At 54.8% G+C, this 21,441-nt stretch carries 19 protein-coding genes; 3 read left to right on the top strand and 16 right to left on the bottom strand.

What is annotated here, in order from left to right; genetic code table 11:
- Positions 1-34 precede the first annotated feature (34 nt).
- The gene (locus tag IK012_RS01730) at positions 35-3,883 is read left to right on the top strand and encodes an SNF2-related protein (protein WP_290949666.1); all 3,849 of its coding nucleotides are present in this window, start codon (positions 35-37) and stop codon (positions 3,881-3,883) included.
- A 53-nt stretch (positions 3,884-3,936) separates the two neighbouring features.
- On the opposite strand, the gene IK012_RS01735 is transcribed toward IK012_RS01730, so the two are convergent.
- The 9 genes from IK012_RS01735 to rimP all read right to left on the bottom strand — a co-directional run bounded on the left by IK012_RS01735 (position 3,937) and on the right by rimP (position 12,685).
- Complete coding sequence (locus IK012_RS01735; protein ID WP_290949668.1) at positions 3,937-4,359, bottom strand: hypothetical protein; 423 nt, start codon at positions 4,357-4,359, stop codon at positions 3,937-3,939.
- Between the two features lie 54 nt (positions 4,360-4,413).
- Positions 4,414-5,016 (bottom strand): hypothetical protein, encoded by a 603-nt coding sequence (locus IK012_RS01740; RefSeq protein WP_290949669.1) that lies wholly within the window; start codon positions 5,014-5,016, stop codon positions 4,414-4,416.
- Positions 5,017-5,052: 36 nt separating this feature from the next.
- Entirely contained in the window at positions 5,053-5,574 is a 522-nt protein-coding gene (locus IK012_RS01745) for a hypothetical protein (RefSeq protein WP_290949671.1), read from the bottom strand.
- A 57-nt stretch (positions 5,575-5,631) separates the two neighbouring features.
- Entirely contained in the window at positions 5,632-6,543 is a 912-nt protein-coding gene (gene ribF, locus IK012_RS01750; protein ID WP_290949673.1) for a riboflavin biosynthesis protein RibF, read from the bottom strand.
- Positions 6,543-7,478, bottom strand: a complete 936-nt coding sequence (locus IK012_RS01755) for a tRNA pseudouridine(55) synthase TruB (protein WP_290949675.1) — start codon at positions 7,476-7,478, stop codon at positions 6,543-6,545. The genes ribF and IK012_RS01755 overlap by 1 nt, the downstream gene beginning before the upstream one ends.
- Before the next feature lie 69 nt (positions 7,479-7,547).
- The gene (gene rbfA / locus IK012_RS01760) at positions 7,548-7,901 is read right to left on the bottom strand and encodes a 30S ribosome-binding factor RbfA (protein WP_088638362.1); all 354 of its coding nucleotides are present in this window, start codon (positions 7,899-7,901) and stop codon (positions 7,548-7,550) included.
- Positions 7,891-10,965, bottom strand: coding sequence for a translation initiation factor IF-2 (infB, locus tag IK012_RS01765; RefSeq protein ID WP_290949678.1), 3,075 nt, complete (start codon positions 10,963-10,965; stop codon positions 7,891-7,893). Before infB ends, rbfA begins: the two co-directional genes overlap by 11 nt.
- A gap of 41 nt (positions 10,966-11,006) precedes the next feature.
- The gene (nusA, locus tag IK012_RS01770) at positions 11,007-12,224 is read right to left on the bottom strand and encodes a transcription termination factor NusA (RefSeq protein WP_173378730.1); all 1,218 of its coding nucleotides are present in this window, start codon (positions 12,222-12,224) and stop codon (positions 11,007-11,009) included.
- A 14-nt stretch (positions 12,225-12,238) separates the two neighbouring features.
- Positions 12,239-12,685, bottom strand: a complete 447-nt coding sequence (gene rimP, locus IK012_RS01775; RefSeq protein WP_290949682.1) for a ribosome maturation factor RimP — start codon at positions 12,683-12,685, stop codon at positions 12,239-12,241.
- A 264-nt stretch (positions 12,686-12,949) separates the two neighbouring features.
- Between rimP and IK012_RS01780 the strand changes: the two genes are divergently transcribed.
- Positions 12,950-13,162 (top strand): hypothetical protein, encoded by a 213-nt coding sequence (locus IK012_RS01780; protein WP_290949684.1) that lies wholly within the window; start codon positions 12,950-12,952, stop codon positions 13,160-13,162.
- A 79-nt stretch (positions 13,163-13,241) separates the two neighbouring features.
- Here the strand turns inward: IK012_RS01780 and IK012_RS01785 are convergent, their stop codons facing one another.
- The 5 genes from IK012_RS01785 to IK012_RS01805 all read right to left on the bottom strand — a co-directional run bounded on the left by IK012_RS01785 (position 13,242) and on the right by IK012_RS01805 (position 17,962).
- A complete protein-coding gene (locus IK012_RS01785) occupies positions 13,242-13,979 on the bottom strand; it encodes an NUDIX domain-containing protein (protein WP_290949689.1) in 738 nt (245 codons plus the stop codon).
- A gap of 18 nt (positions 13,980-13,997) precedes the next feature.
- Positions 13,998-15,068, bottom strand: a complete 1,071-nt coding sequence (locus IK012_RS01790) for a hypothetical protein (protein WP_290949693.1) — start codon at positions 15,066-15,068, stop codon at positions 13,998-14,000.
- Between the two features lie 16 nt (positions 15,069-15,084).
- Complete coding sequence (locus IK012_RS01795; RefSeq protein WP_290949695.1) at positions 15,085-16,008, bottom strand: peptidase M23; 924 nt, start codon at positions 16,006-16,008, stop codon at positions 15,085-15,087.
- Between the two features lie 4 nt (positions 16,009-16,012).
- Positions 16,013-16,675, bottom strand: a complete 663-nt coding sequence (locus tag IK012_RS01800; protein WP_173378734.1) for an STAS domain-containing protein — start codon at positions 16,673-16,675, stop codon at positions 16,013-16,015.
- A 75-nt stretch (positions 16,676-16,750) separates the two neighbouring features.
- Positions 16,751-17,962, bottom strand: coding sequence for a hypothetical protein (locus tag IK012_RS01805; RefSeq protein WP_290949698.1), 1,212 nt, complete (start codon positions 17,960-17,962; stop codon positions 16,751-16,753).
- A 183-nt stretch (positions 17,963-18,145) separates the two neighbouring features.
- Here IK012_RS01805 and IK012_RS01810 point away from each other — a divergent pair, with 183 nt between their 5' ends.
- Positions 18,146-19,060, top strand: coding sequence for a tyrosine-type recombinase/integrase (locus IK012_RS01810; RefSeq protein ID WP_290949699.1), 915 nt, complete (start codon positions 18,146-18,148; stop codon positions 19,058-19,060).
- Positions 19,061-19,122: 62 nt separating this feature from the next.
- Here the strand turns inward: IK012_RS01810 and IK012_RS01815 are convergent, their stop codons facing one another.
- Together IK012_RS01815 and IK012_RS01820 are read right to left on the bottom strand one after the other, a co-directional pair.
- Complete coding sequence (locus tag IK012_RS01815; RefSeq protein ID WP_290949700.1) at positions 19,123-20,244, bottom strand: hypothetical protein; 1,122 nt, start codon at positions 20,242-20,244, stop codon at positions 19,123-19,125.
- Positions 20,245-20,252: 8 nt separating this feature from the next.
- The gene (locus IK012_RS01820; protein WP_290949702.1) at positions 20,253-21,422 is read right to left on the bottom strand and encodes a hypothetical protein; all 1,170 of its coding nucleotides are present in this window, start codon (positions 21,420-21,422) and stop codon (positions 20,253-20,255) included.
- Positions 21,423-21,441 lie beyond the last annotated feature (19 nt).

Here is a 21,441-nt window from a genome sequence, read left to right on the forward strand (position 1 = left end):
CAAATGAGCAAAAAATTTTGCTATATTTGGTGTAATGGATTTTGGAAAGTACGGGAAAACTTGGTGGTGCAACAAATGGCTGGAAGGCCTTTTCCGGTCGTGTGACGACCAGACCGTCATCCAGGGCATGCGCTTCGTGGAACGCGGGCAGGTCACGAGCATCGACATCATCGACAACCGCGTCATTTCCGTAGTGAAGGGGCCAAACGGCGGCCTCCACAACAACTACATCGTATTCCCCAAATTCCACGACGAAAAAATCGGGGTCTTCATAAACCTGCTGATGCAGCAGCCCTCCGAGATGCTCGCCCTCAAGAACGGGGCGATGAACCCGCCTATAGAACTTTTGCTCGCGAAGAGCGGCATCAACATTTTCGATAACAGCGAAGATGTGAAGATGGGCTGCGACTGCCGCGACCCAGTCCCGTGCAAGTATATCGCCGCGACCTTCCTCAAGATTGCCGAAATGGCCAGCACCGAGCCCGCGCTCCTATTCAAGCTCCACGGACTCGACCTCGCCCACTACCAGGAACGCCCCGCCATGACGTCGAACATCGACGCCCCCGACGAGAAGAACCTCGTGCGGACCGCAGGCGGCAGGAACAAGATTTTCGAAGAAAAGGTCGACAACAGCCTCGACTTCGCCGAAGACGCCAGCACCAGCCTCTTCGCCGGATCGCCGCAAGGGGTTTCGCGCACGCCGCCACAGCGCCTGCCCGTATTCAACTACGTTGACTGGAAGGACTACTCGCGCATACTGCCCGCCATGCTGCAGAACTTCCCGTCGTTCTGCCCCGCCGGCAACTTCCGCAAGAGCTACACCGACGAACTGGAAGGCTGCCGCAAGTTCTTCTTGAACTACGAGAACTTCGACGTATTCGCGGAACACTTCCGCGCGAACAACGCGAAGACGTTCCTGATGGAAAAAGAAAGCCTGCGCCTGTTCCACAAGGACGGCTGGCGTTGGTATTTCGAGCAAGCGGGCGAAAACGGGAACGTCATCAAGAGCGGACTCGCCGTCTCGAGCGTGATGGGCGCACTCTGCTGTCTCGACAAAGGGAACCTCTCGTGGCACAGCTATTCGGTACGTTACCTGCTGTTGCTCCTGAACGTCGCCTACCACTTGGTACGGACAGGCGCCATCTACCCGCAGGTCCTATGGATCGGCAAGGACGTCGCGCAGATGCGCTGGCTCCCCGCGGAAATGCTCCCCGACATTCTCGGGATTGTCGCGGACCTCGAAGCAGCCGCCCCGCCAAAGTTCGCGTTCACGGCAAAAGAAGACGAATTTGTCGAAATTGCCGAACCGGCGGAACATGTGCTTTCGCTTTTCATTTCGCAGTTGCTCAAGTTCGCGCACACCTACAAGACGCCCCTCAAGACGAACCACACGAACCTGCTTTCGTTCTTCTTCACCAGCGTCTCGGGCAAACTCGCCAACAGCGCGCACGCCATCCCCGGGAAAATCCAGAAGTGGTTCTCAGTCTACTCGAGTTTGGATTTCCGCACGCAACTGCTTTTCAAGTGCTACGAGACAGGCGAACAGGTCGCTCTCGAAGTTTTCGTCTTTGACGCAGACAAGCTCACGCCGCTTTCCACCCTGTTCGAAGAAAACGACGCGCGGCTCCTCTCGATTCTGAACATCCTGAACGGCATCGCGGATTCCTTCAAGCCGATGGGCACCTACATCGAAAACCGGGCGGCCTCCCCCATCATGATGCAAGGAGGCGTGCTTCTCGAATTTTTGCAGGATTGCCTGAAGAAACTCGAAATTTTCGGCATCAAGACCGAAATCCCGAAGAACCTGCTGAACGTGGGCAAGCCCAAACCCAAGATACGCCTGCAGGGGAGCATGAGCTTCGGAGCGTTTACCGCGAACGACCTGCTCGATTTCGACTGGGAAGTGGCAATCGGCGACGAGAACATCTCGGCGGAAGAATTCCTGGAGCTTGCCGAAAACGCGGACGGGCTCCTGAAATACAAATCGCAGTACGTGACCGTCTCGGAAGAAGATTTGAAAGCCATCCGCGAAAAGTTGGAGGGCAAGTCGGACGCGAAGAGTTCTGGTAAGGAAGGCGCCGGCAAAAAAGGTTCAAACGCGGGCACGGAAAGCGCCTCGGGCTCGGAGGCCGCGAGCGATGCGGATTCAGACGAAGAAGCGGACGGCGTTCCCGAAATCACGCAGGCCAAGCTCGTGCAGGCATGCTTCACCGGCGAATGCGACGGCATCCCGGTCGACATGGCGGGCGAATTCAAGCAGCAGTTCGATTCCTGGCGCAGCGAAACCGAAGTCGCCCTGCCCGAACACCTGAACGCGACGCTCCGCCCCTACCAAGTGCGCGGCTACTCATGGATGTACAAGAACCTCGAAATCGGTTTCGGATGTATTCTCGCCGACGACATGGGTCTTGGAAAAACGCTCCAGGTCATCGCCTTCCTCCTCAAGATGCACGAAGAAGGCAAGCTCGCCGAACGCAAGGCCATCGTGGTGCTGCCCGCGGGCCTGCTTTGCAACTGGCAGGTCGAAATCAAGAAATTCGCGCCCGACCTCACGTTCTTCGCCTACCATGGCGGAAGCCGCGACCTCGAAAAGTTCCATGCCGACGTGCTGCTCACCACTTACGCCACCTTCCGCAAGGATTTTGAAGCCCTGAATGCGCTCCAGTGGCAGGCCATCATCATCGACGAAGCGCAGAACATCAAGAACGCCGACAGTGAACAGAGCAAGCTGCTCCGTAAAATGCGCGCCCCCATGAAAATCGCGATGAGCGGCACGCCTGTAGAAAACCGCCTCATGGAATTCTGGACCATCATGGATTTCGCGAACCGCGGGTTCTTCCCGAGCGCGGCGGAATTCCGCGAAAAGTTCGAGACGCCTATCCAGAAAATGGGCAACGAGAAGGTGGCGGAAACCTTCCGCAAGATTACCGCGCCGTTCATGCTGCGCCGCCTCAAGACCGACAAGAGCATCATCAGCGACTTGCCCGACAAGATTATCCAGGACGAGTACGCCGAACTCACCAAGCCGCAGGCGGCTCTGTACCAGAAGACGCTCGAGCACTTCATGCAGGAACTCGAGATGGAACAGGCGCTCAGCGAGAAGGCGAACGACGCGCACGCCCTCTTCAAGCGCAAGGGAATCATCTTGCAGATGATACTCGCGCTCAAGCAGATTTGCAACCACCCGGCGACATTCCTCAAGGGTGCGACGGCAGCAAATGTAGAGTCCGAGGGCGATGCGCCCGCAGGTGAAAACGGAGCCGCGGCAAGCGACTCGCAGGCCGATACCGCGCAGGCGTCAAGTGCGCCGGCAGAAAAAACGCCCGCAGAAAAGGCGCCGGAACTCACTTCGGGCAAGTTGCAGATGCTCCTCGACCTGCTCACCTCCATACAAGAACAGGGCGAAAAGACCCTCATCTTCACGCAGTTTGCCGAAATGGGAGAACTGCTGAAATCGACAATCGAGAAGGAACTGAAACTGAAGGTGCATTTCTACCACGGTGGCTGCTCGCAGACACAGCGCGAGGCCATGGTGCGCGACCTCCAGGAAAACCCGGATTGCAAGGTGCTCATCCTCTCGCTAAAGGCGGGCGGAACAGGCCTCAACCTCACCGCCGCATCGCAGGTCATCCATTACGACCTCTGGTGGAACCCCGCCATCGAAGCGCAGGCCACCGACCGCGCCTTCCGTATCGGGCAGACGCGCAACGTGCAAGTCCACAGGTTCATTACCAAGGGAACGTTCGAAGAAAAAATCAACGCGTTGTTGGAAACCAAGAAGTCTATCGCCAACATGACCGTGAGCGCCGGCGAAACATGGCTCGCCGACATGGACGACAAGCAGCTCGGCGAAGTCTTCGGGCTCGACAACACTCTCGTATAGCAGCCTTCAGCACAGCCCCTTAACGCAAAAGGCCGCCGGAGCGACCTTTTTAATCATTTCATTTTACGCTTTTGAGAAGCCATCCTTCGTATTTTTTCTTCAATTGTTTCTTTGGCATATGGAGCGTAATAGTCTATTTCCTTTATACCATTTTTATCAACACAAAAATTTCTTGCATCAGGTTTTCTTATCCATTTCCCATTTTTCTTAGACACGCCTCCAGGCACACTTACATTCAAATACGCCATATAATCATTCCATACAATTAATGATGTGCTCACATAATCTATCAAAAAAACATAATTCTTGTATGGAAAATCCTTAACACAATCGCTTAATTCTATTTCGTTATATACAACGCACTGTTTCCCTGTATCACGAATCATAAATAAGTCCGACTGCACCATTTTTTGGGGACAGTCAGCATATAGCAATCCAAACAAACTCAACACAATACAGGAAAACTTCTGCATCATAATCCTTATCCGCGTTCTTTTAGAGTTTCTTCACTTGAGCTTGCCCTCGGTCACTTAAAAAGCTAATAGAAGATGTTTTTTGCATCCATGAACAAAGACTTCTTTCGCAAAGAAATTGTACATATCATCTTCTCCTCTGATTTCTTCATTGCCTGGAAAATACTCAAATCTATCTTTTAATGTACCATACTTTTTACTTTTCCCCTTCCACACGAACAAGGAAATTCTTGGTCCATTTTTTGTCGATTCTTTTTTTGTCACAACTCTTACTTTATTTTCAATATTATTTAATCTTTCCATTTGCTCCGGCGATAGATTCTCATATACACCACAAACACCCGACCAGACCTTATTTACTTCTTTGTTCTTGGTGTACATAAAATAATTGTCATCCGCCGGAAGCTTATAAATCACAAGATCATCATCTAAAGAAAAAGAGTTGTCAAAATGACTAAAGTAATACCTCAAGAACAGCTCAAAAGTCATATAAAAGTCTTCATTATATGAGCACTGCTTGCACCGATTTATCTTCGCTCTGTCAAGGGTTGATTGACTAGAACTGATTTCGCTAAATACCGAATCTACTTTTTCTGTTTCCTCGCTTTTCTCACAGCCCAGGAAAACAAGCAATAGTAAAAAGCAGCATTTTATTTTCATGTTGAACCCCACCTCTCCAATAAAAAAAAATCCTAATTACTTATGAATTCTTTTTGCCGAATTCACAATATCATCGCACGTTTGTGAATCAAAAAAATTTAGAATACAGATGAACTCAAACATAATAGGAAAATTATGCATTACTGGTTCATTACGAATGATCACTTTCTCTAAACGATTCGCTTGTAGCACAACTATTCTTTCCTTATAGATTTTGTCTTCCCAATAGATGCTTGTATCAACTTTATTGTTGACGCTAAACTCATCGGTTGAATAAATTGCGCGTTCATTTAAGGCATAAACTGAATTCGAACCGCTACGGATTGTCATCACATGCTCATTTTTTTTATTCTTCAAAAAATAGGCACGTCCCATTTCCCAATGGTCTGCTGAATCAATGCTGTAAGACAGGGGAACCTCTATTTCCCAGAAGGATGTTCTGAATGTTTTCGTTTGTTCTTTTTCTTGCACAGGCTCTGTTTTTGTGCAAGAAAGAAAACAAAAAATGGAGAATAAAAACCAAAGTAAAGCGTAAAACCCAATATTACAATTCTTCATCTTTCACAAACTCCGCTCTAAAATCATAGGAAATTTTCGGCGGCGTGGGCTTGGTTTCTATTCGGCCCAGTGGTTGCCGTTGTAGTTCTTGGCGGTGTCGGCGTCCATGCCGATTTGGCGGACAAGGTCTTCCATGCTGGCGAATTTCTGTTCCGGGCGCAAATAGGCCATCAGGTCGAGCACCAGGTGCTGCCCGTAGATATCCTCGCTGAAATCGAGAAGGTAGGCCTCGATGGCCATCTGGTGGAGTCCAGGCGCAGAGGGCTGCACGCCGATATTCACCACGGCGCGGAAAATGCGGCCATCCGCAAGTCTGGCGGACGCCACGTACACGCCGGTTTTCGGCAAGAACTTGTACTGTTCTACCTGCAGGTTCGCAGTCGGGAACCCGATGGTATGCCCAAGGCGCTTGCCAACGACTACGGTGCCGGAGAGGCGGTAGGGGCGCCCGAGGTAAGTCTGCGCGCGGGAAACGTCACCGTTCAAAAGCGCATTGCGCACCGCAGAAGAACTCACGCGCTCGCCCTTATGCAGCACGATGGAAAGCATCGCCGTCGAAAGTTCAGGGAACGCAGCGGTAATCGTCTCGTAGTTTCCCTTGCCGCCAGCGCCAAAGCAGTGATCGTGTCCAAAGAACATGGAGCACACGCCGCGCTTTTCGATGAGTTCCTTGCGGACAAATACATCGAACGGGAGTTTCGCGACTTCGGGCGTAAACGGCAGCACCAAGAAATCGAGTCCGAGGCTTTCAATAAACTCGCGCTTTTCTTCGGTGGTGGTAAGGAGCAGCGGGTCGCCAGGGCCACGCAGCACATAGTTGGAATGAGGTTCAAAGCTGATGACCGTCGGAATCCAGCCGTTCACTTCAGCGACGGCCTTCAGGGTACGGAAAAGCGCCTGGTGTCCCAGGTGGCACCCATCGAAATTGCCCATCGTCACGGCGCGTTTCACTTGATCCGACAAACTCATCAATCTTCTCCCAAATAAATCTTCGGGCAAATGCGGCCCGGCTCATAGCGGCACACGCTCAGCACATTGCCATTTGAATCGGCGGCGAACACGAGCCTCTCGCAATCTTCACCGCGCCCCTGCTGCATCTTGGCGCCTTCCACGGGCTCATGCCATGGAATCCAATTTCCCTTGTGGATGATAGCCATCTGCTCGTCATCGAGTTTCAGGACCGGAAAATCGAGCACCTCTTCCACCGACTTCAAATGTTCGCGGGTCAAGTCTTCCCCGCGCACGGCGGATTCCACAGAAACCTTGCCAATGCGATGACGGCGAATCTGCGAGACACACCCGCAGGTCTTAAGAGCACGAGCAATGTCGCGTCCGAGCGCGCGCACGTAGGTTCCCTTGCTGCACACGCATTCGATATCGAACGTCGCGAATTCCTTGCCGGAACTGCCTTCGGTCACGCCACCCTCGCCCACAATCCGGAGCGACTCGATGTGGATGCGACGCGGTTTCAGTTCGAAATCCCTTCCGCGTTCGGCCAAGTCGCTTGCACGACGGCCATCAATTTTCACAGCGCAATAGCGGGGCGGAACCTGGTCAATATCGCCAGTGAATTGCGGGAGAACCGCCTCCAAGTCTGCGCGAGAAATCCTTCGACTCCGAGGCTCCGCCTCGGAGTTCACCCTGAGCTTGTCGAATGGGCTCAGGATGACACTGCTGTTTTGTTCCTCCAGCAACACCTCATCCTGTTCCACCACGTCACCGTCCCATTCGAGGGTATCGGTCTCGTAGCCCAAATGCAGGCGGAACGTGTAGCACTTGTCCTTCGCTTCCACATAAGGCAGCAGGCGCGTCGCACGGCCCGTAGCCGCGATAATCAGGCCCGAAGCCCGCAAATCGAGCGTTCCGGCATGCCCCACGCGCTTAGTAGAAAAGACCCTTTTCAACGGGAAAAGGGCCTTAAACGAAGTTTCGCCTGCGACTTTGTCCAACAGGATGAATCCCGAGGGAGCCAACTAGAGTTCCCCTTTCTGCTTCAGCTCGGCGAGGATTTCCTCGATGTGCATCGCATGTTCCAAGTTTTCGTCCAGCACGAAGTTCAGTTCAGGAATCTTGCGAATCTTGAGCGCCTTGCCAAGAACCCCGCGGATATAGCCGGCGGAATTGTTGAGGCCAATCAAAGAATCGCGCTTTTCCTTGTCCGAACCCATCACCGAAACGAGAACCTTCGCATAGCTCAGGTCTTCGGTAATCGTTACGCGCGTAATGCTCGAAAGGCTGCTCACGCGAGGATCCTTCAGCCCCTTCTGCAGGAGCTTTCCGATTTCCTCGCGGAACTGTTCGCCCAGTCTGTCAGTCCTACGACTCATTCGAACCCTCGGCGGCCTTCTTGGCCTTCTCTTCGGCTTCTTCGCGGGCGACATCCTTCAGAGTACGTGCAACCTTGACTTCCTTGAAGAAGATAAGGCTGTCGCCTTCCTTGATATCGTCGTAGCCCTTGAGGCCGATACCGCATTCGAAACCGCGTACGACGGACTTCACGTCGTCCTTCATGCGCTTGAGCGACTGGACCACGGTAGTACCGAGTTCCACGCCGTTGCGGTACACGCGAACGTGAGAGGTACGGTCGACTTCGCCGTCGGTAACCATACAGCCGGCGATGAGGCCGATCTTCGGAATCTTGAACACCTGACGGATTTCGGCTTCGCCGGAGAGTTCCTCGCGCATGATAGGCTTGAGGAGGCCTTCTACGGCGTTCGTGATATCTTCGATGCAGTCGTAAATCACGCGGTAGTTGCGGATTTCGATACCTTCCTTCTGCGCCATTTCGCGGATGGAGAGCGAAGGCATCAGGTGGAACGAAATGATAATCGCCTGTGCGGTCGTCGCGAGGAGGATATCGGATTCCGTAATGGTACCCACACCCTTGCGGATAATGTTGACGCGCACTTCCTTGTTGGTAAGCTTTTCGAGAGAGGCGGCAAGAGCTTCGGCAGAACCACCCACGTCGGCCTTGACGATGAGGTTGAGTTCGGAAAGCTTGCCTTCCTTCCTATCGTTAAACGTATCTTCCAGGGTCTTGACGTTACGGGAGCGCAGGTCGCGTTCACGAGCGGCCATGCGGCGCTTGCTCGCAATTTCACGTGCGGTCTTTTCGTCGTCGACCACGATGAGGTCGTCACCAGCCTGCGGCGTACCGTCGAAACCGAGCACCTGGCAGGGGCTGGAAGGCGGCACGGCCTTGAGCTGTTCACCACGTTCGTTGAACATGGCGCGCACCTTACCGGCGTAGATACCGCACACAAACGGGTCACCCACATGGAGCGTACCGTTCTGCACGAGGATCGTGGCCATGGAGCCCTTGCCCACGTCGAGCTTGGATTCCACCACGGCACCGCGAGCATGAGCGTCCGGATTCGCCTTGAGTTCCTGAACTTCGGCTTCGAGGGCGAGCGTTTCCAAAAGCTGATCCATGCCCTGGCCCGTACGCGCGGAAACTTCCACGCAGCTCGTCTGGCCACCCCACTGTTCCACTTCCACGCCGCGTTCGGCAAGCTGGGAGCGAATCTTGTCGGGGTTCGCCGTCGGAAGGTCGATCTTCGTGATGGCGACAACCATCGGGACCTTCTCGCGCTTTGCAAGTTCAATACATTCGACAGTCTGGGGCATCACCATGGAGTCGGCAGCCACCACGAGCACGATAACGTCGGTCACCTGGGAACCGCGAGCACGCATGGCGCTGAACGCCTCGTGACCCGGAGTATCGAGGAACGTCACCTTGCCCTGCGCCGTCGTCACTTCGTAAGCACCAATGTGCTGCGTAATGCCGCCCGATTCGCCGGACACAACGTGAGTCTTGCGAATCCAGTCGAGGAGAGAGGTCTTACCATGGTCAACGTGGCCCATCACGGTCACCACCGGATGACGCGGCTTCATGTTTTCCTGGGATTCCTCTTCCACGCCGAGTGCTTCTTCCTCGTATTCTTCCATCAGCTGAGCTTCGTAACCGAATTCGTCGGCAAGAATCTGGATGGTCTCGAAATCGAGGCGGGCGTTGATGGTCACCATCATGCCCATTTCCATGCACTTCGCAATCACGCGGGCCGGCATCTGGTCCATAAGACCGGCGAGTTCACCCACAGTGATGAAGTCGGACGTCTTGAGAATCTTCTTCTCTTCGCCCGTAGAATTGTCGTTGTGTTCCTTGCGGTAAACCTTCTTGACAGGCTTCTTGGAGAGGTCAGCCATAACGCGGGAAACGTTCTGGCGAACCATTTCCTGCTGCTGTTCCTTCTGCTGCTCCTGGCGGTCACGGCCATTGCCGCGACGGTTCTTGTCGTTGCCATGACGGCCGTTCTGGCCCTTCGCTGCATTGCCGCCCTTGCCCGCATTCTGCGAACCCATTCCGGATGCGCTAGCGTTGAAGGCTTCCTGCATGGAGCCGCTGGAGAATCCACCGCTACGGCCGGTGTAGCCGCCGCGGGAACTGCTGGCGCCACCACCCTGACCGGGTCTGCGCTGGCCATTGCCGCGATTGTCGCCTGTGCCACCGGTACGCGGGCCGAACGAACCCGTATAGCCCTGGGCATTACCCTGGCCACGGCCACCCGGTCCCGGACGGCGGTTGTTGCCACGGGCGTTGCCGGCCTGCTGCTGCGACTTCGCGATACGCGCGAGGATGGCAGCATCGGGTTTGAACACCTGCGCCTTCATCGGCGGCTGCTTAAGTTCTGTATTCGCGGTCATCATCGTCGGCTGCGGTGCAGGCGACGGTGCGGGAGCCGCGGGCTTCGGGGCGGGAGCTTCTTCCGCCTTCGGTGCCGGAGTCTTGACTTCGGGAGCGGCCGGCGCTGCAACAGGCTCAGGGGCAGCGGCGGGCTTCACGGAAATCTTGGGTTCGGCGGGAGCCTCCACGGGCTTTTCGACCTTGACCGGTTCGGGCTTCTTCACCTCGGCCGGAGCAGCGGGCGCTGCCGGAGCGGGTGCGACTGCCGGAGCAGCCGGTGCCTCGACCTTCGCGGCCGGAGCGGCGGGAGCGGCAGGTGCAACGGGCGCTGCGGGAGCAGCAGGAGCGGCAGCGGCTGCCTTCGGGGCAGCGGTCTTTGTCGCGGCCGGCTTCTTCACCGTCGAGCGCTTGAGGCTCACCTTCACGCCGTTCTTGGTCGTAGTCGATGTCGTGGACTTGGTCTTTTCGACGGGAGCCGCGGCGGCATCCGAAGAAGCGGGCTTCTTCAGGTTCTTGGCGCGGGCTTCCTGCTTTTTCTTTTCTTCGGCGACGGCAGCTTCGATCTTCTCGAATTCAGAAGCGTTCACCTTCGACACCTGCGTCAATACCTTGACACCGTTGTCGCGCAGAAGTTTCACCACGAAATCGCTCTTGACCCCGTGTTCCTTCGCCCAATCGATTGGTTTAATCTGTTCTTCTATACTCATTCAATAGCCTGTTAATAAATCCCTTTTCTTGAAGAAAGAACCTAGTTGCCTTCTTCCTGTTTTTCGGCTTCACCAAAGAGCGCTTCGACCTTCTGCACGGCGCTGCGATGGAGTTCCTGCGGACGCGGAGCCAGAACCTGAGCCTTGGCTTCGTCATCCTTCTCGGACCATTCCTTCTCGCCGAACACGTCGAGGTCGCGTTCCACCAACTGGGAAGCGAGCTTCACGTTCTGGCCGTTCTTGCCGATTGCCTGGGCCAGGTTGTCGTCGTTGATGACGACCACCACGCGGCGCGTACCCGGAACTTCAGCGAGCTTCACGACATTCGCCGGAGAAAGGGCGCGAGTGATGAACACGTCAAGGTTTTCGTTCCAGTGAACGATATCGATGCGTTCGTTGCCGAGTTCGCGAACAATCGTCTGCACGCGGGCACCCTTCATGCCAACGCATGCGCCGACCGGGTCGATCTTCTCGTCGCGAGAGTAAACGGCAATCTTGGCGCGGTAACCCGGTTCGCGGGCGACACCCTTGATTTCGACGGAGCCTTCGTAAATTTCCGGAACTTCCTGGCGGAAGAGTTCCTTGAGGAATTCGCCACTTGCACGGGACAGGATGACCTGCGCACCGTTCTTCGCGGATTCTTCCACGCGGGCGATGACGGCCTTCACGGACTGGCCCTGCACGAGGCGTTCGTGACCAATCTGTTCACGCGGCGGAATCATGGCTTCGGTCTGCTTGCCCAAGGAAACGATCACGTTGCGGCCTTCGAGACGCAGCACTTCGCCGCTGATCATCGTTCCGATACGGCCACGGTAGGTGTTCATGATCTTCTGGCGTTCTGCATCGCGAATCTGCTGGGTCAAAAGCTGCTTGGCGGTCTGGATGGCCTGGCGACCGAAGGAGGTGGTCGGCACTTCCATTTCGAGGAAGTCACCCGGCTGAGCGTCTTCGTTGTATTCCTGGGCTTCGGCGACGAGCATGTAGCCTTCGTCCATTTCTTCAACTTCTTCGGCGGTCATGTTCGGGTCGTAGTCCGGATAGTCGTCCACGACTTCAACGCGCAGGAACACATGGATGTCGTTCGTTTCCTTGTCGATATCCACTTCAATTTTCTTGTCGATGTGCAAATACTTGCGAGCGGCAGAAATCAGGGCCTGCTTGAGGGCACCCTCGATGATTTCGTCGTCCATGTTCTTGGCTTCCATCACTTCCTTGAGCACTTCAACCAAATTAACCTTGGGTTCGTTCTTTTTAGCCATTTTAGACCTTCCTATTATATTTGTACATCCACTTTCGCGACCAGCACTTCGGAGCGGGGCACGACAACGTCACCGGCATTTCCCTTGAGGGTGATCGTCAAATTCTCTTCGTCCGCAGCCTTCAGCTTTCCGGTAATGGGTTTACCGGTACTGCGCGTCACGCGCACGAACCGCCCGATGTTGCGGGTAAAATCAGCAACCGACTTGAGGGGGCGGTCTAACCCCGGCGACGACACTTCGAGCGTATAGGCGCCATCAATAATGTCCGGATCGAGGTCCAGAGCGTCGGAAAGGTGACGGCTCACATTGGAGCAATCGTCAATCGTTACCCCTTCGGGCTTGTCTATGTATAGGCGGAGCGTCTTGCGCTTCCCGGCACGGAACATGTCCTGTTCCACCAATGTTACGCCAACAGCCTCGCATGCCTGGGCGATGAGCGTATCCAACTTCTGGTTAACCAAATAAACCTCGTATAATAAACGGCGTTCGTATACGGCCCCGAAATCTGCTCATTTAAGCCGAAATCGGGTCCACGAACGTCAAGACACACCAAATAGAGAAATTTTTAGTGGTCTAGGCAACCGCGATTCGCTAAAAACAAGGGATTAAAAGGAAAAAACGCCTCAAATAAACGGCAAAAAGCGAGATGGAAAGTGAAAAAACAAAAAGTTAAACAATTCATTTTTAGTTTTTCATTTTCAACTCTTAATTCCTATATTTACCGCATGGCTTACGTACTTCTGATTATCGCATCCCTCATCGGCATCGCCGTTTCCGTATTCTACCTGTACAAGAACATCGTCCGCATCCGCGAAAAGAACAAGAGCGAGCCGAAGGCGTACAAGCGCGCATCGAACTACATCCTCACCGGACTCTGGTACGGCTACCTGCTCGTGTTCTTCGTAGGCGTCACCGTCAATAACCTAGGGAACTGGTAAGCACAGTTCCTAGTTCCAAGTTCTGAGTTACTAGTAAAGCCTTAATCTAGAAGCCTCTTGATAATAGAAATACTAGTCACTAGCGACTAGTAACCGCATTAGCTTCCAGCCAGCGTTCGTAAAGGAAAAGAGCAATCAGATTCTTGCCGTCCACAAACTTGTGGGCGGCTTCTTCGTACGGGAGCACTTCCGTGCGGATCCACTCGTTCTCTTCGACATAGGTCTGGTTTTTCCCATTCATGGCATCGAGCTGCTCACGGGTCACGTCGCGTTCAATTGCGTACAACCGAATACGCTCGTCCAAGAGCCCGCAGCTGCCCGCAAAACCGGGAGTCGAGCCCTTCCACCAGAATTCGGTAAGGTCGATCAGTTCCGAATCGTCGGCCACAATCTGCGCTTCTTCTTCCAGTTCAGAAAGCGCCACCTTGCGGTAGTCTCCGCTCCAGTCGAGAATTCCCGCGGGTATTTCGAGGGATGTCGTCTCGGAAATGGCCAGGCGGGGCTGGCGCACGAGCAGCAGGTACTTTTCGCCTTCGCAGCGCAGCACCACAAGCACGCCCACCGCGTTCCCGCGCAGAACCACGATTCCGTTGACAGGGCGATTGTCCGAAAGAGTCGCCGTCGCAGACAACTTAATAAACAGCGGACGGTGTTCCTTCCTAAAAAAGTCGACCGAAGCAAAATGAATCTTCTGCACCCTGAACTTGGACTTTACCGCCGAAAGCCAGTCCCTGAAAAAATTGCAGTCGAGAACGACCTGGTAATCGTCTGCCGCGATCTCGGGGGCAAACGTAAATTCAATACCGTCAACAAGCATTAGAAAACCTCGCTAGCCTTACTTTACGACTGTCGCCTCGGACTTCCAGATTCCATAAAGCGAATCGACATCGAGGGAATCGGGGAAGAAGCGCATGCGCTGGATATCATAAACGAAAAGGTCCTTCCTGGCAGCAGGCCCGCAGAACGTCTCGTCACCGTCGGGAACCATGAGTTCTCGCACTATGGTAAAATCATGGTCCAAGGCAAACGTCCCGAAGGAGATGGAGTTCACCGAAGCGCATTCGGGAATCTTTTCCACGTAGTAGAGGCTCGTGTGCCATACCGTGTCGGCGCGTTCCTGCACGTCACCCAACTTCGTCGAGTCGTTCACCCAGCGGGCACTCACACAATAAACGGAATCGCCGAGCGCGCAGAGTTTGCGCATGGGCACGAGCGCCGTATCGCTCAAATCCCAAGAAGACGGGAAAATCGTATCGTTTACCACCGAATCGCACATGTCGACACGCAATTCGCAATCCGACTTCATCGGCCGCCAGTAAAACACTCGGGGCGTAAGACTGTCCAGCACCCTCATTATCGAGGGGGAACCCTTCGTGCGCAACGGAAGCGCATGTACGGAATCGAACAGGGAATCCACAAACAACTTGAACGTATCGAGTTCGAATTTTCCGCGACGCAGGAGGATGGAATCGAGCAGCGAGTCCTCGTCGTTGCGTACCAAGATTTGCGAGACATCCTCCATTTCGTCTTCATCGAGCACGAGCGAAAGGACCGTATCCGGATGGTAGTACGGAGCGGGGCAATCCTCCCCGTCGTATTCAAGAATCACCTTGGGCGAAATAACGAGCGACTGTCCTTCCCTGCTCTTATCGATTTCGATTTCCTTGAGGGCGCAATTGGCGAACGTCCAGAGGTAGCCCATCTGCAGGAACAGCGTATCGGAAACAAGGTGGATGCGCGCACCGGAATCGAGTTCCGCCTTGCGGAAAAAGCCCATGCCCGAAAAGTAATCGTCGCCCGACGAAAGCGGGAGCGCCCCGTCGTCATCCTGCGTACATGCGGTCACGCAGAAGAACAGCGCAAAAAGCGCGACGAGGAGGATTACAACAGGATTTCGATTCGACACGTGCTCTCCAGAAATGCTAAAGCTTTATCTGCTTTACGAATTTAGCAATTTCGACACTGTCGAGCGGATGCGTCTGCGCATAGAGATCGGCCCAGCGCACAAAGAAACCGTTCTGACGCACGGTGAGGAAGAACTTCGCGCTGTCGCGCGGGGCAAGGCGACCGACCGTAGAATTCATGTCGAGATATTCGCCGACGATGAACGGAACCGTATCGGCGGGATTCACAGGATACATGCCCGACATGCGCGAGGTGATGTTGTTCCCGTGATCGAGTTCCACGAAATGCCCCAGGGAATCCTTTCCCGAAGAAAGCACGTAGCCCGGAAGAATCGGATGGATAGGCGCCTCCCCTATGCCGAGCATGGCGTCCATCGTAAGCATCGATTCCTTGCCTTCGAAGTCAAAGTCGCCGGTGATGGTGACCGCCGACCAGTCGAGCGGTTGCCTGGGACAGATTCCCGGATAGCGGCAGCCGTTGTCGATGCTCACCCAGTAAAAGAGCGAATCCTGGCCCATCACGTGGAGGTACGTATAAACTAACGAGTCCTCCCGCTGTACAAGAACGGCGCTCGAAAAATCCTCACGCGGTGCGATCCAATGCAACTTGGCATGCGGAGTCTTCGCCTGCGACGCGACATACCGCAAGAAATCGTTCGGCAAGAAGAATACGGAATCGGAAACGACCCAGGAGCACTGTCCGAGCCCGCCGTTCAGTTCGAACGGAGTCCCGCGCATCGACTCGCACTTCGCCTTCCAGTCGTTTACCACGACCTCCTCGTTTTCCGGAAGCGGGAGCATGTTCACCAGCTTCTCGGCAAAACCCAGCTTTATGAAAAGGAAAAAGAAAAGGCACAGGAGGAACACCCGGACTACCGGATAGTTCCGCCGTTTAGACTTGTACTTCTTTTTACAACGATGTTCCGAAAAGCCTTCAGCCATCCGATTACATCAGGAAATAGGCGGCAAGACCGCCACCGAGCAGCAGAAGGATAAGGATAATGAAGAATACGGTCTTGCCCGAGGAGGATTCTTCCTCGAAAGGCATGTTCATGCCCTTCGCGGCAAGCTTCTTCTCGTCTTTCACGACCGCATTGAAACTCTTGGTAAAGCGACGGTTATGGCTGGTGCGGCGTTCGGACCGCATATCGCTTTCCGCCATGGAGCCATTCTGCGACGCGACCGGAGACGGTTCCGGCTCCACCGGAGCGGCAGGAGCGGGTTCCTGTGCAGCAGGAGATTCTGCCGGCCCGCGGCTATGCAGGGAGAACGACATCATCTCGGCTTCGAACGAGAACACCTTGAGCGAGCGATCGAGGCCAGCCTTCCTGAGACCGTCGGCGATGGAAGGACTGTTGCTGAGGAGAGCAAGCATGCCCCCCTTACTCGAAAGTTCACTCTGGAACTGCACAAAAGCATTGTAGGCATCGCTATAAACGAAATCGAGCCCAGTCAGGTCGACCGCCACGAACTTATCATCGGGATTGTCATCGATCAACTTGCGGGCGTCCTTCTTGAACTGCTCAGCGTCAAACGCCCCAATCGGATTGAGCGGTGCGGACAACAAGTCAAAAATGCCAACTTCGCGATAGTTCTTCAATTGCGTCATATGCAGAAATATAAACTAAAAAACGGGGGATGTGAAAAATTTGGCTCGAAAAATGTTAAAATCAGGCAACATTTGTCACTCTTCCCACTGTATACCGCCGGAAGGACGCGTTTCCAAGACTTCCTCGGAAGTTTCCTCCACGACCGGCGCTGCCGGAGCGTTCTCCTGCGGGGCCGGTTCATCCTCGGCCTTCACTTCGGGCTCTTCCGCCTCCGCACCGAGAAGCGTGGTCGGGGCCGCAGCAGCGGGCCTTACCGGCTCGGGCCTGGGCGCATGCGAGAACAGGTACGGGCTAACGCTTATGCTCACGCGGTGCACCGGCGAAAGAACCGGGTGCGATTCAAACGCATAGTCGACACGCAGGAACTTCGCGATGACGATACCCGCACCCGCGGTAAAGCTCCGGAACGTCGTAAAGCTAGACAGGCCCGCGCGCAGGCTGAGCCCGAAATCGAAGGAAAACTCTATACCGCCACGGCCACCCGAAAGCCAGTCCAGCGGATTCCTCCAGAGGGGATCGCCGCGGGATTCGTCGGTCTCGAACCCGAGGTCGCGCGCCTCGTGCCTAAACACGCCGGCGCTCTGCCAGTAGAGCCCGAGCTTCCCGTAAAGGTAGCGGATGTCCAGGCCGTAGCTTGCAGCAAGGAAGAGGTCCGGAGCGGAATATTCGAACTCGCCCGAATCCCATTTCGTCGCAGAAGAGGTCCAGCCCTTCAAGAGTCCCGAAACGTAAAGGTCATCCAAAATGCGGTAACGCAGGCCCACATCGCCGCGGAAGCCGAAACCCGACTGGTCCATGTCGCGGTACAACAGGTGGAATCCTACGCCCAGTTCGAAACGGTCAAAAATGCGGCGGCCCCATGTAGCCGAAAGCATCCAGTCGGCAATCGAAAGCGTCTCGTAGTCGCTACCTTCGGGCAGCGCATCGCCCTCGCGAATGAGCGGAATGTCGTCGGCGCCGAAGCGAGCAAAAGAAATCCCCAGCCCCTGGTCGAGCCCCAGCGGAAGAGTCACCGACGCATAATCGTAACGCGTGTCCTCGAAATATTCCGTATGCGAGAAACTCGCCCACATGTAGCGCACATTGGAAAGCTGGTACGGGTTGGAAACAAGCCCGAGGTAATCGCCATCAATCGCCATCGTCGTAGAACCGAGCGCGGCAGAACGTGCTCCCGGTTCGATATCGAGGGAGGCGTTCGCACCAGCCACGCGGTCGACGGCCAGAGCAGGCACGGACACGAGCGCCACCATGCCGACAAACATTTCAAAAAAACTCGCGATTCTCATATTCTGTCCATAAAATAGATTTTTCACATTTCTGAGACCAACCTAAAAAGCCCTTATTGCGCATTTCAAGACAATTCGAGCGTATTTCGCAAGCAAAGCCAGTGCCGCGCAATGAATGCAAAAAGAGCCTTCACATGCCACCATGCAGCCAAGCACCGCCAGCCGTTTGTTAAATTACGCAGCATGGAACTTCCGGAACACATCGAACAATTTCTGCAGTACATCGCGGAGAGGCGCAGGTTCTCGCCGCGCACCGTAGACACGTACCGAAAGTCGCTCGAGAAGTTCCTCTCGCACCTGGGTTACGACGCATCGCGCATCGAAAACGCTCCGGCACTTTCCGTCTTCTCCGAGATGAACGTGAAAGCCTTCGTGTGGGACCTGAAGATGAAGCAGAAGCTCGCCCCCACGAGCATTTGCGAGCACCTCGCCGCCCTGAAGAGTTTCGGCAAGTACCTCATCAAGAGCAAGACGCTCGAGAAAAATCCCGCAGAGAACATCCCGATGCCCAAACGGCCGAAGCGGCTCGTGAACGTACTCGGCCAGAAGGACCTCGCGCCCGAGAAATTCCCTGAACTCGAGAACCCGACGCTCCCGCAGGTACGGGCGCGCATTCTGCTCGAACTCATCTACGGTTCCGGGCTCCGCATCTCGGAATGCCAGATGCTCACGTGGGACCGGATCGACACCAACGCGAAACTCGTGCGCGTGCTTGGCAAGGGGAACAAGGAACGCATCGTGCCGCTCACCGGAAGTTTCATCGAACGCATCGCAAATTACAGACAAATGCAAATCGAAGCAGGTCACCAGCCTACCGCCACAGGCTACGTATTCCTAAGCGAAGACGGCAGGCCCTATGGACTGCGCACCCTCCGGAACGACATCCACGACTTGCTCCGCGAAATCGGATGGGAGGGCAAGGCGAGCCCGCACGTGCTGCGGCACAGCTTCGCCACGCACCTGCTCGAAAACGGCGCCGAAATCATGAGCGTAAAAGAGATGCTCGGTCATTCGAACATCTCCACCACTCAAGTTTATACGCATGTAAATGCAGAACGCCTGCGCGCCGCCTTCAAGAAGACGCACCCGCGAGCCTAGAGTTTCGTGATGCAGCGGACAGATTCAAGAATCGGACTGCCGACGCCGCAATTTTATACAAACTAGAAGAAACTTCCCTTTATGCCGACAGCGATAGTCCACTGCTGGAGGATATCATTCCAGTCCGGAGCATCCCATTTGCGCATCGGAGAATCATCGTATTCATTTTTCGGATTGGCAGGATTGCTCTTGTCGTGAATAGGCACAGACAGCGCAAGGAACACCGGGAAATCCGCATTCGAGAATTCGATGCCGTAAGCAATCGCAAGCGACCAGGCCTGGTGATCGGGATCCGGACGCGGGTCGTACGTATCCGCCTTCTCGGAACTGATCCACGCCACGCCGAGAGGCACGGAGAAATTGAGACCGAGGCTCTGCACAATCCCCGGACGACCACGGTAGCCATAGGCGACAGACGCGCTCACGGAAGGCGGCGTGTAGGCGCCCAAATCGTTTTCGCCATAGGGTTTGAAACGGTATTCGAAGCGGTCGCCTTCGTGCTTGATATCCTTCCAATAAGTATCGTTGAACTCGTTCTCACCCGAAATCAAATGCATTGCGAACGGGTGCGTGTAACTCAGGCTGTAAAGCCAGATTCCCTTGTCGGTATCGCGGCTGTAATCCCAGCCGAGCGTGAGGGAATAAAGGCCCGAGCCCTTCTGGAAACTCGAAGGCAGAAACTCTTGTGCGGCATCGTTACCGCGCTTGATGTCGTACTGGCCCGTAGGAATCGAGAGGCTTGCCGAAAGCGATGCTGCGCCACCGCTACCGATGGTCTTGCTGAAATCGAAACTGATATCGCCGAGGCCACCTGTGCTCCTGTCTGCCGGAGCCTGGTTACTGCGATACTGCACTTCGCCCTGATGCGACACGAACGGGATGGAAACACCGAGCTTCGTGGACCAGGTAGGCTTGATGGAGAAATGCGGGGTGAGCGTCAAGGCGGAGAAGTTCTGCCCGACATTGTACTTGGTGAACACTTCCGTCTCAAGGTAGCCACCGGAGACTCCCTGACCAATCCACTTGATGCCGTCGCCGGAACCACCACCGGAACCGCCCGCACCGCAGCCGCCAATGGACTGCCACGGAGTCGCAGGTTCGACAGGAACATTGTACGAAACAAAGAAAGAGGCAGCGGCCAAAACCGCAACTGCACCGTATTTAAAAATATTCTGCTTTTTCATGGTGCACCTCACGGGAGTTCAAGCAGGAAGCCGTAGTTTGTACCAGTAGCAAGGAACTTGCCATCGGGAGAACGCCCTCCCATCATGGGAACGGAAGCCACCGTACGGGCTTCCCCCACCCATTCAACAGAGAGGTCGACAGGCGCGCCCGCAAGCAAACGGACTTCGCGCATCACGGTACGGCCGACGGAACCATCCTGAGTAGACGTTTCACGGAGGTCGCTCTTGTTGAGCATCTGCGGCCAATTCTGCGGGAACTCGGTCCACAACACGTACAGGTGTCCATTGTATTCAAACCAGTGCGGCTGAGCCGGATCCGATGTCGAACCCGACAAGCGTTCAATCTTCACCGGAACGGAAGACGAAGAAAGTTCCTGGATGTAAGCTTCCCAGGTGGCTGGATTTTCCAGCATGTTATACACAACGAACTTGCCATCCGGAGAAATCAACGGGCTGTCTATATCCCAGGAAGAACGGTCAGCAGGCTTCTTGAGCGTCTTGGCCTTCTTGAGCCCGCCATTAGCAAAATCGACAAACACGATTTCTTTCTTCTCGCTCACGTAAGTAAGACGGACATCCTTCGTACCGAAGAATCCCTCCACAGTGGAGTCAGCGGCATCTTCTTCGACGCTTGCATCCGGAGAAACCCAGAGATGCGGAGTCGCCGTTTCAATAATATCCTTGTCGTAGAACCAGAACTTCTTGCTGTCGGAAAGGCGCACGGCAAACATGCCATAGTCCAAGTCATAACACGACTTGCGGCCATTGATATCGTAGGCTCGGAGCGCCACGACATAATCGGGATGCGTACTCCATTCCGGATCCTGGAACTGGCAATCGCCCGCATCAAAATCCGCCATCATGTACCAAAGCACCTTGCCCGCCGTATCGGAAATCGTCAAGCGGTCATGCTGGACAACATCCGCCTTTGAAACCGTATATTCCGAATCGGGACGAGTCACCTTAAGGTCACTGCCGAAGTTGAGCCAAAGCATGGACGCCGGGAAATTCACCGTATCCTGCGAAACGGACGGATTGCAAATCTGCTCCATCGTATTCACCGGATACACTGAACCAGAAGCCTGGCTAGCGGTATCACCCGCCTCGGCCTCGAACGGTTCGGGAGAATAGCACGCGACAAGCAACGCGGGCAACAATATTCCAAATAACTTCTTCATTTACTTTTTTCCAAATAAC

The sequence above is a fragment of the Fibrobacter sp. genome (assembly GCF_017551775.1).
Taxonomy (GTDB): Bacteria; Fibrobacterota; Fibrobacteria; order Fibrobacterales; family Fibrobacteraceae; genus Fibrobacter.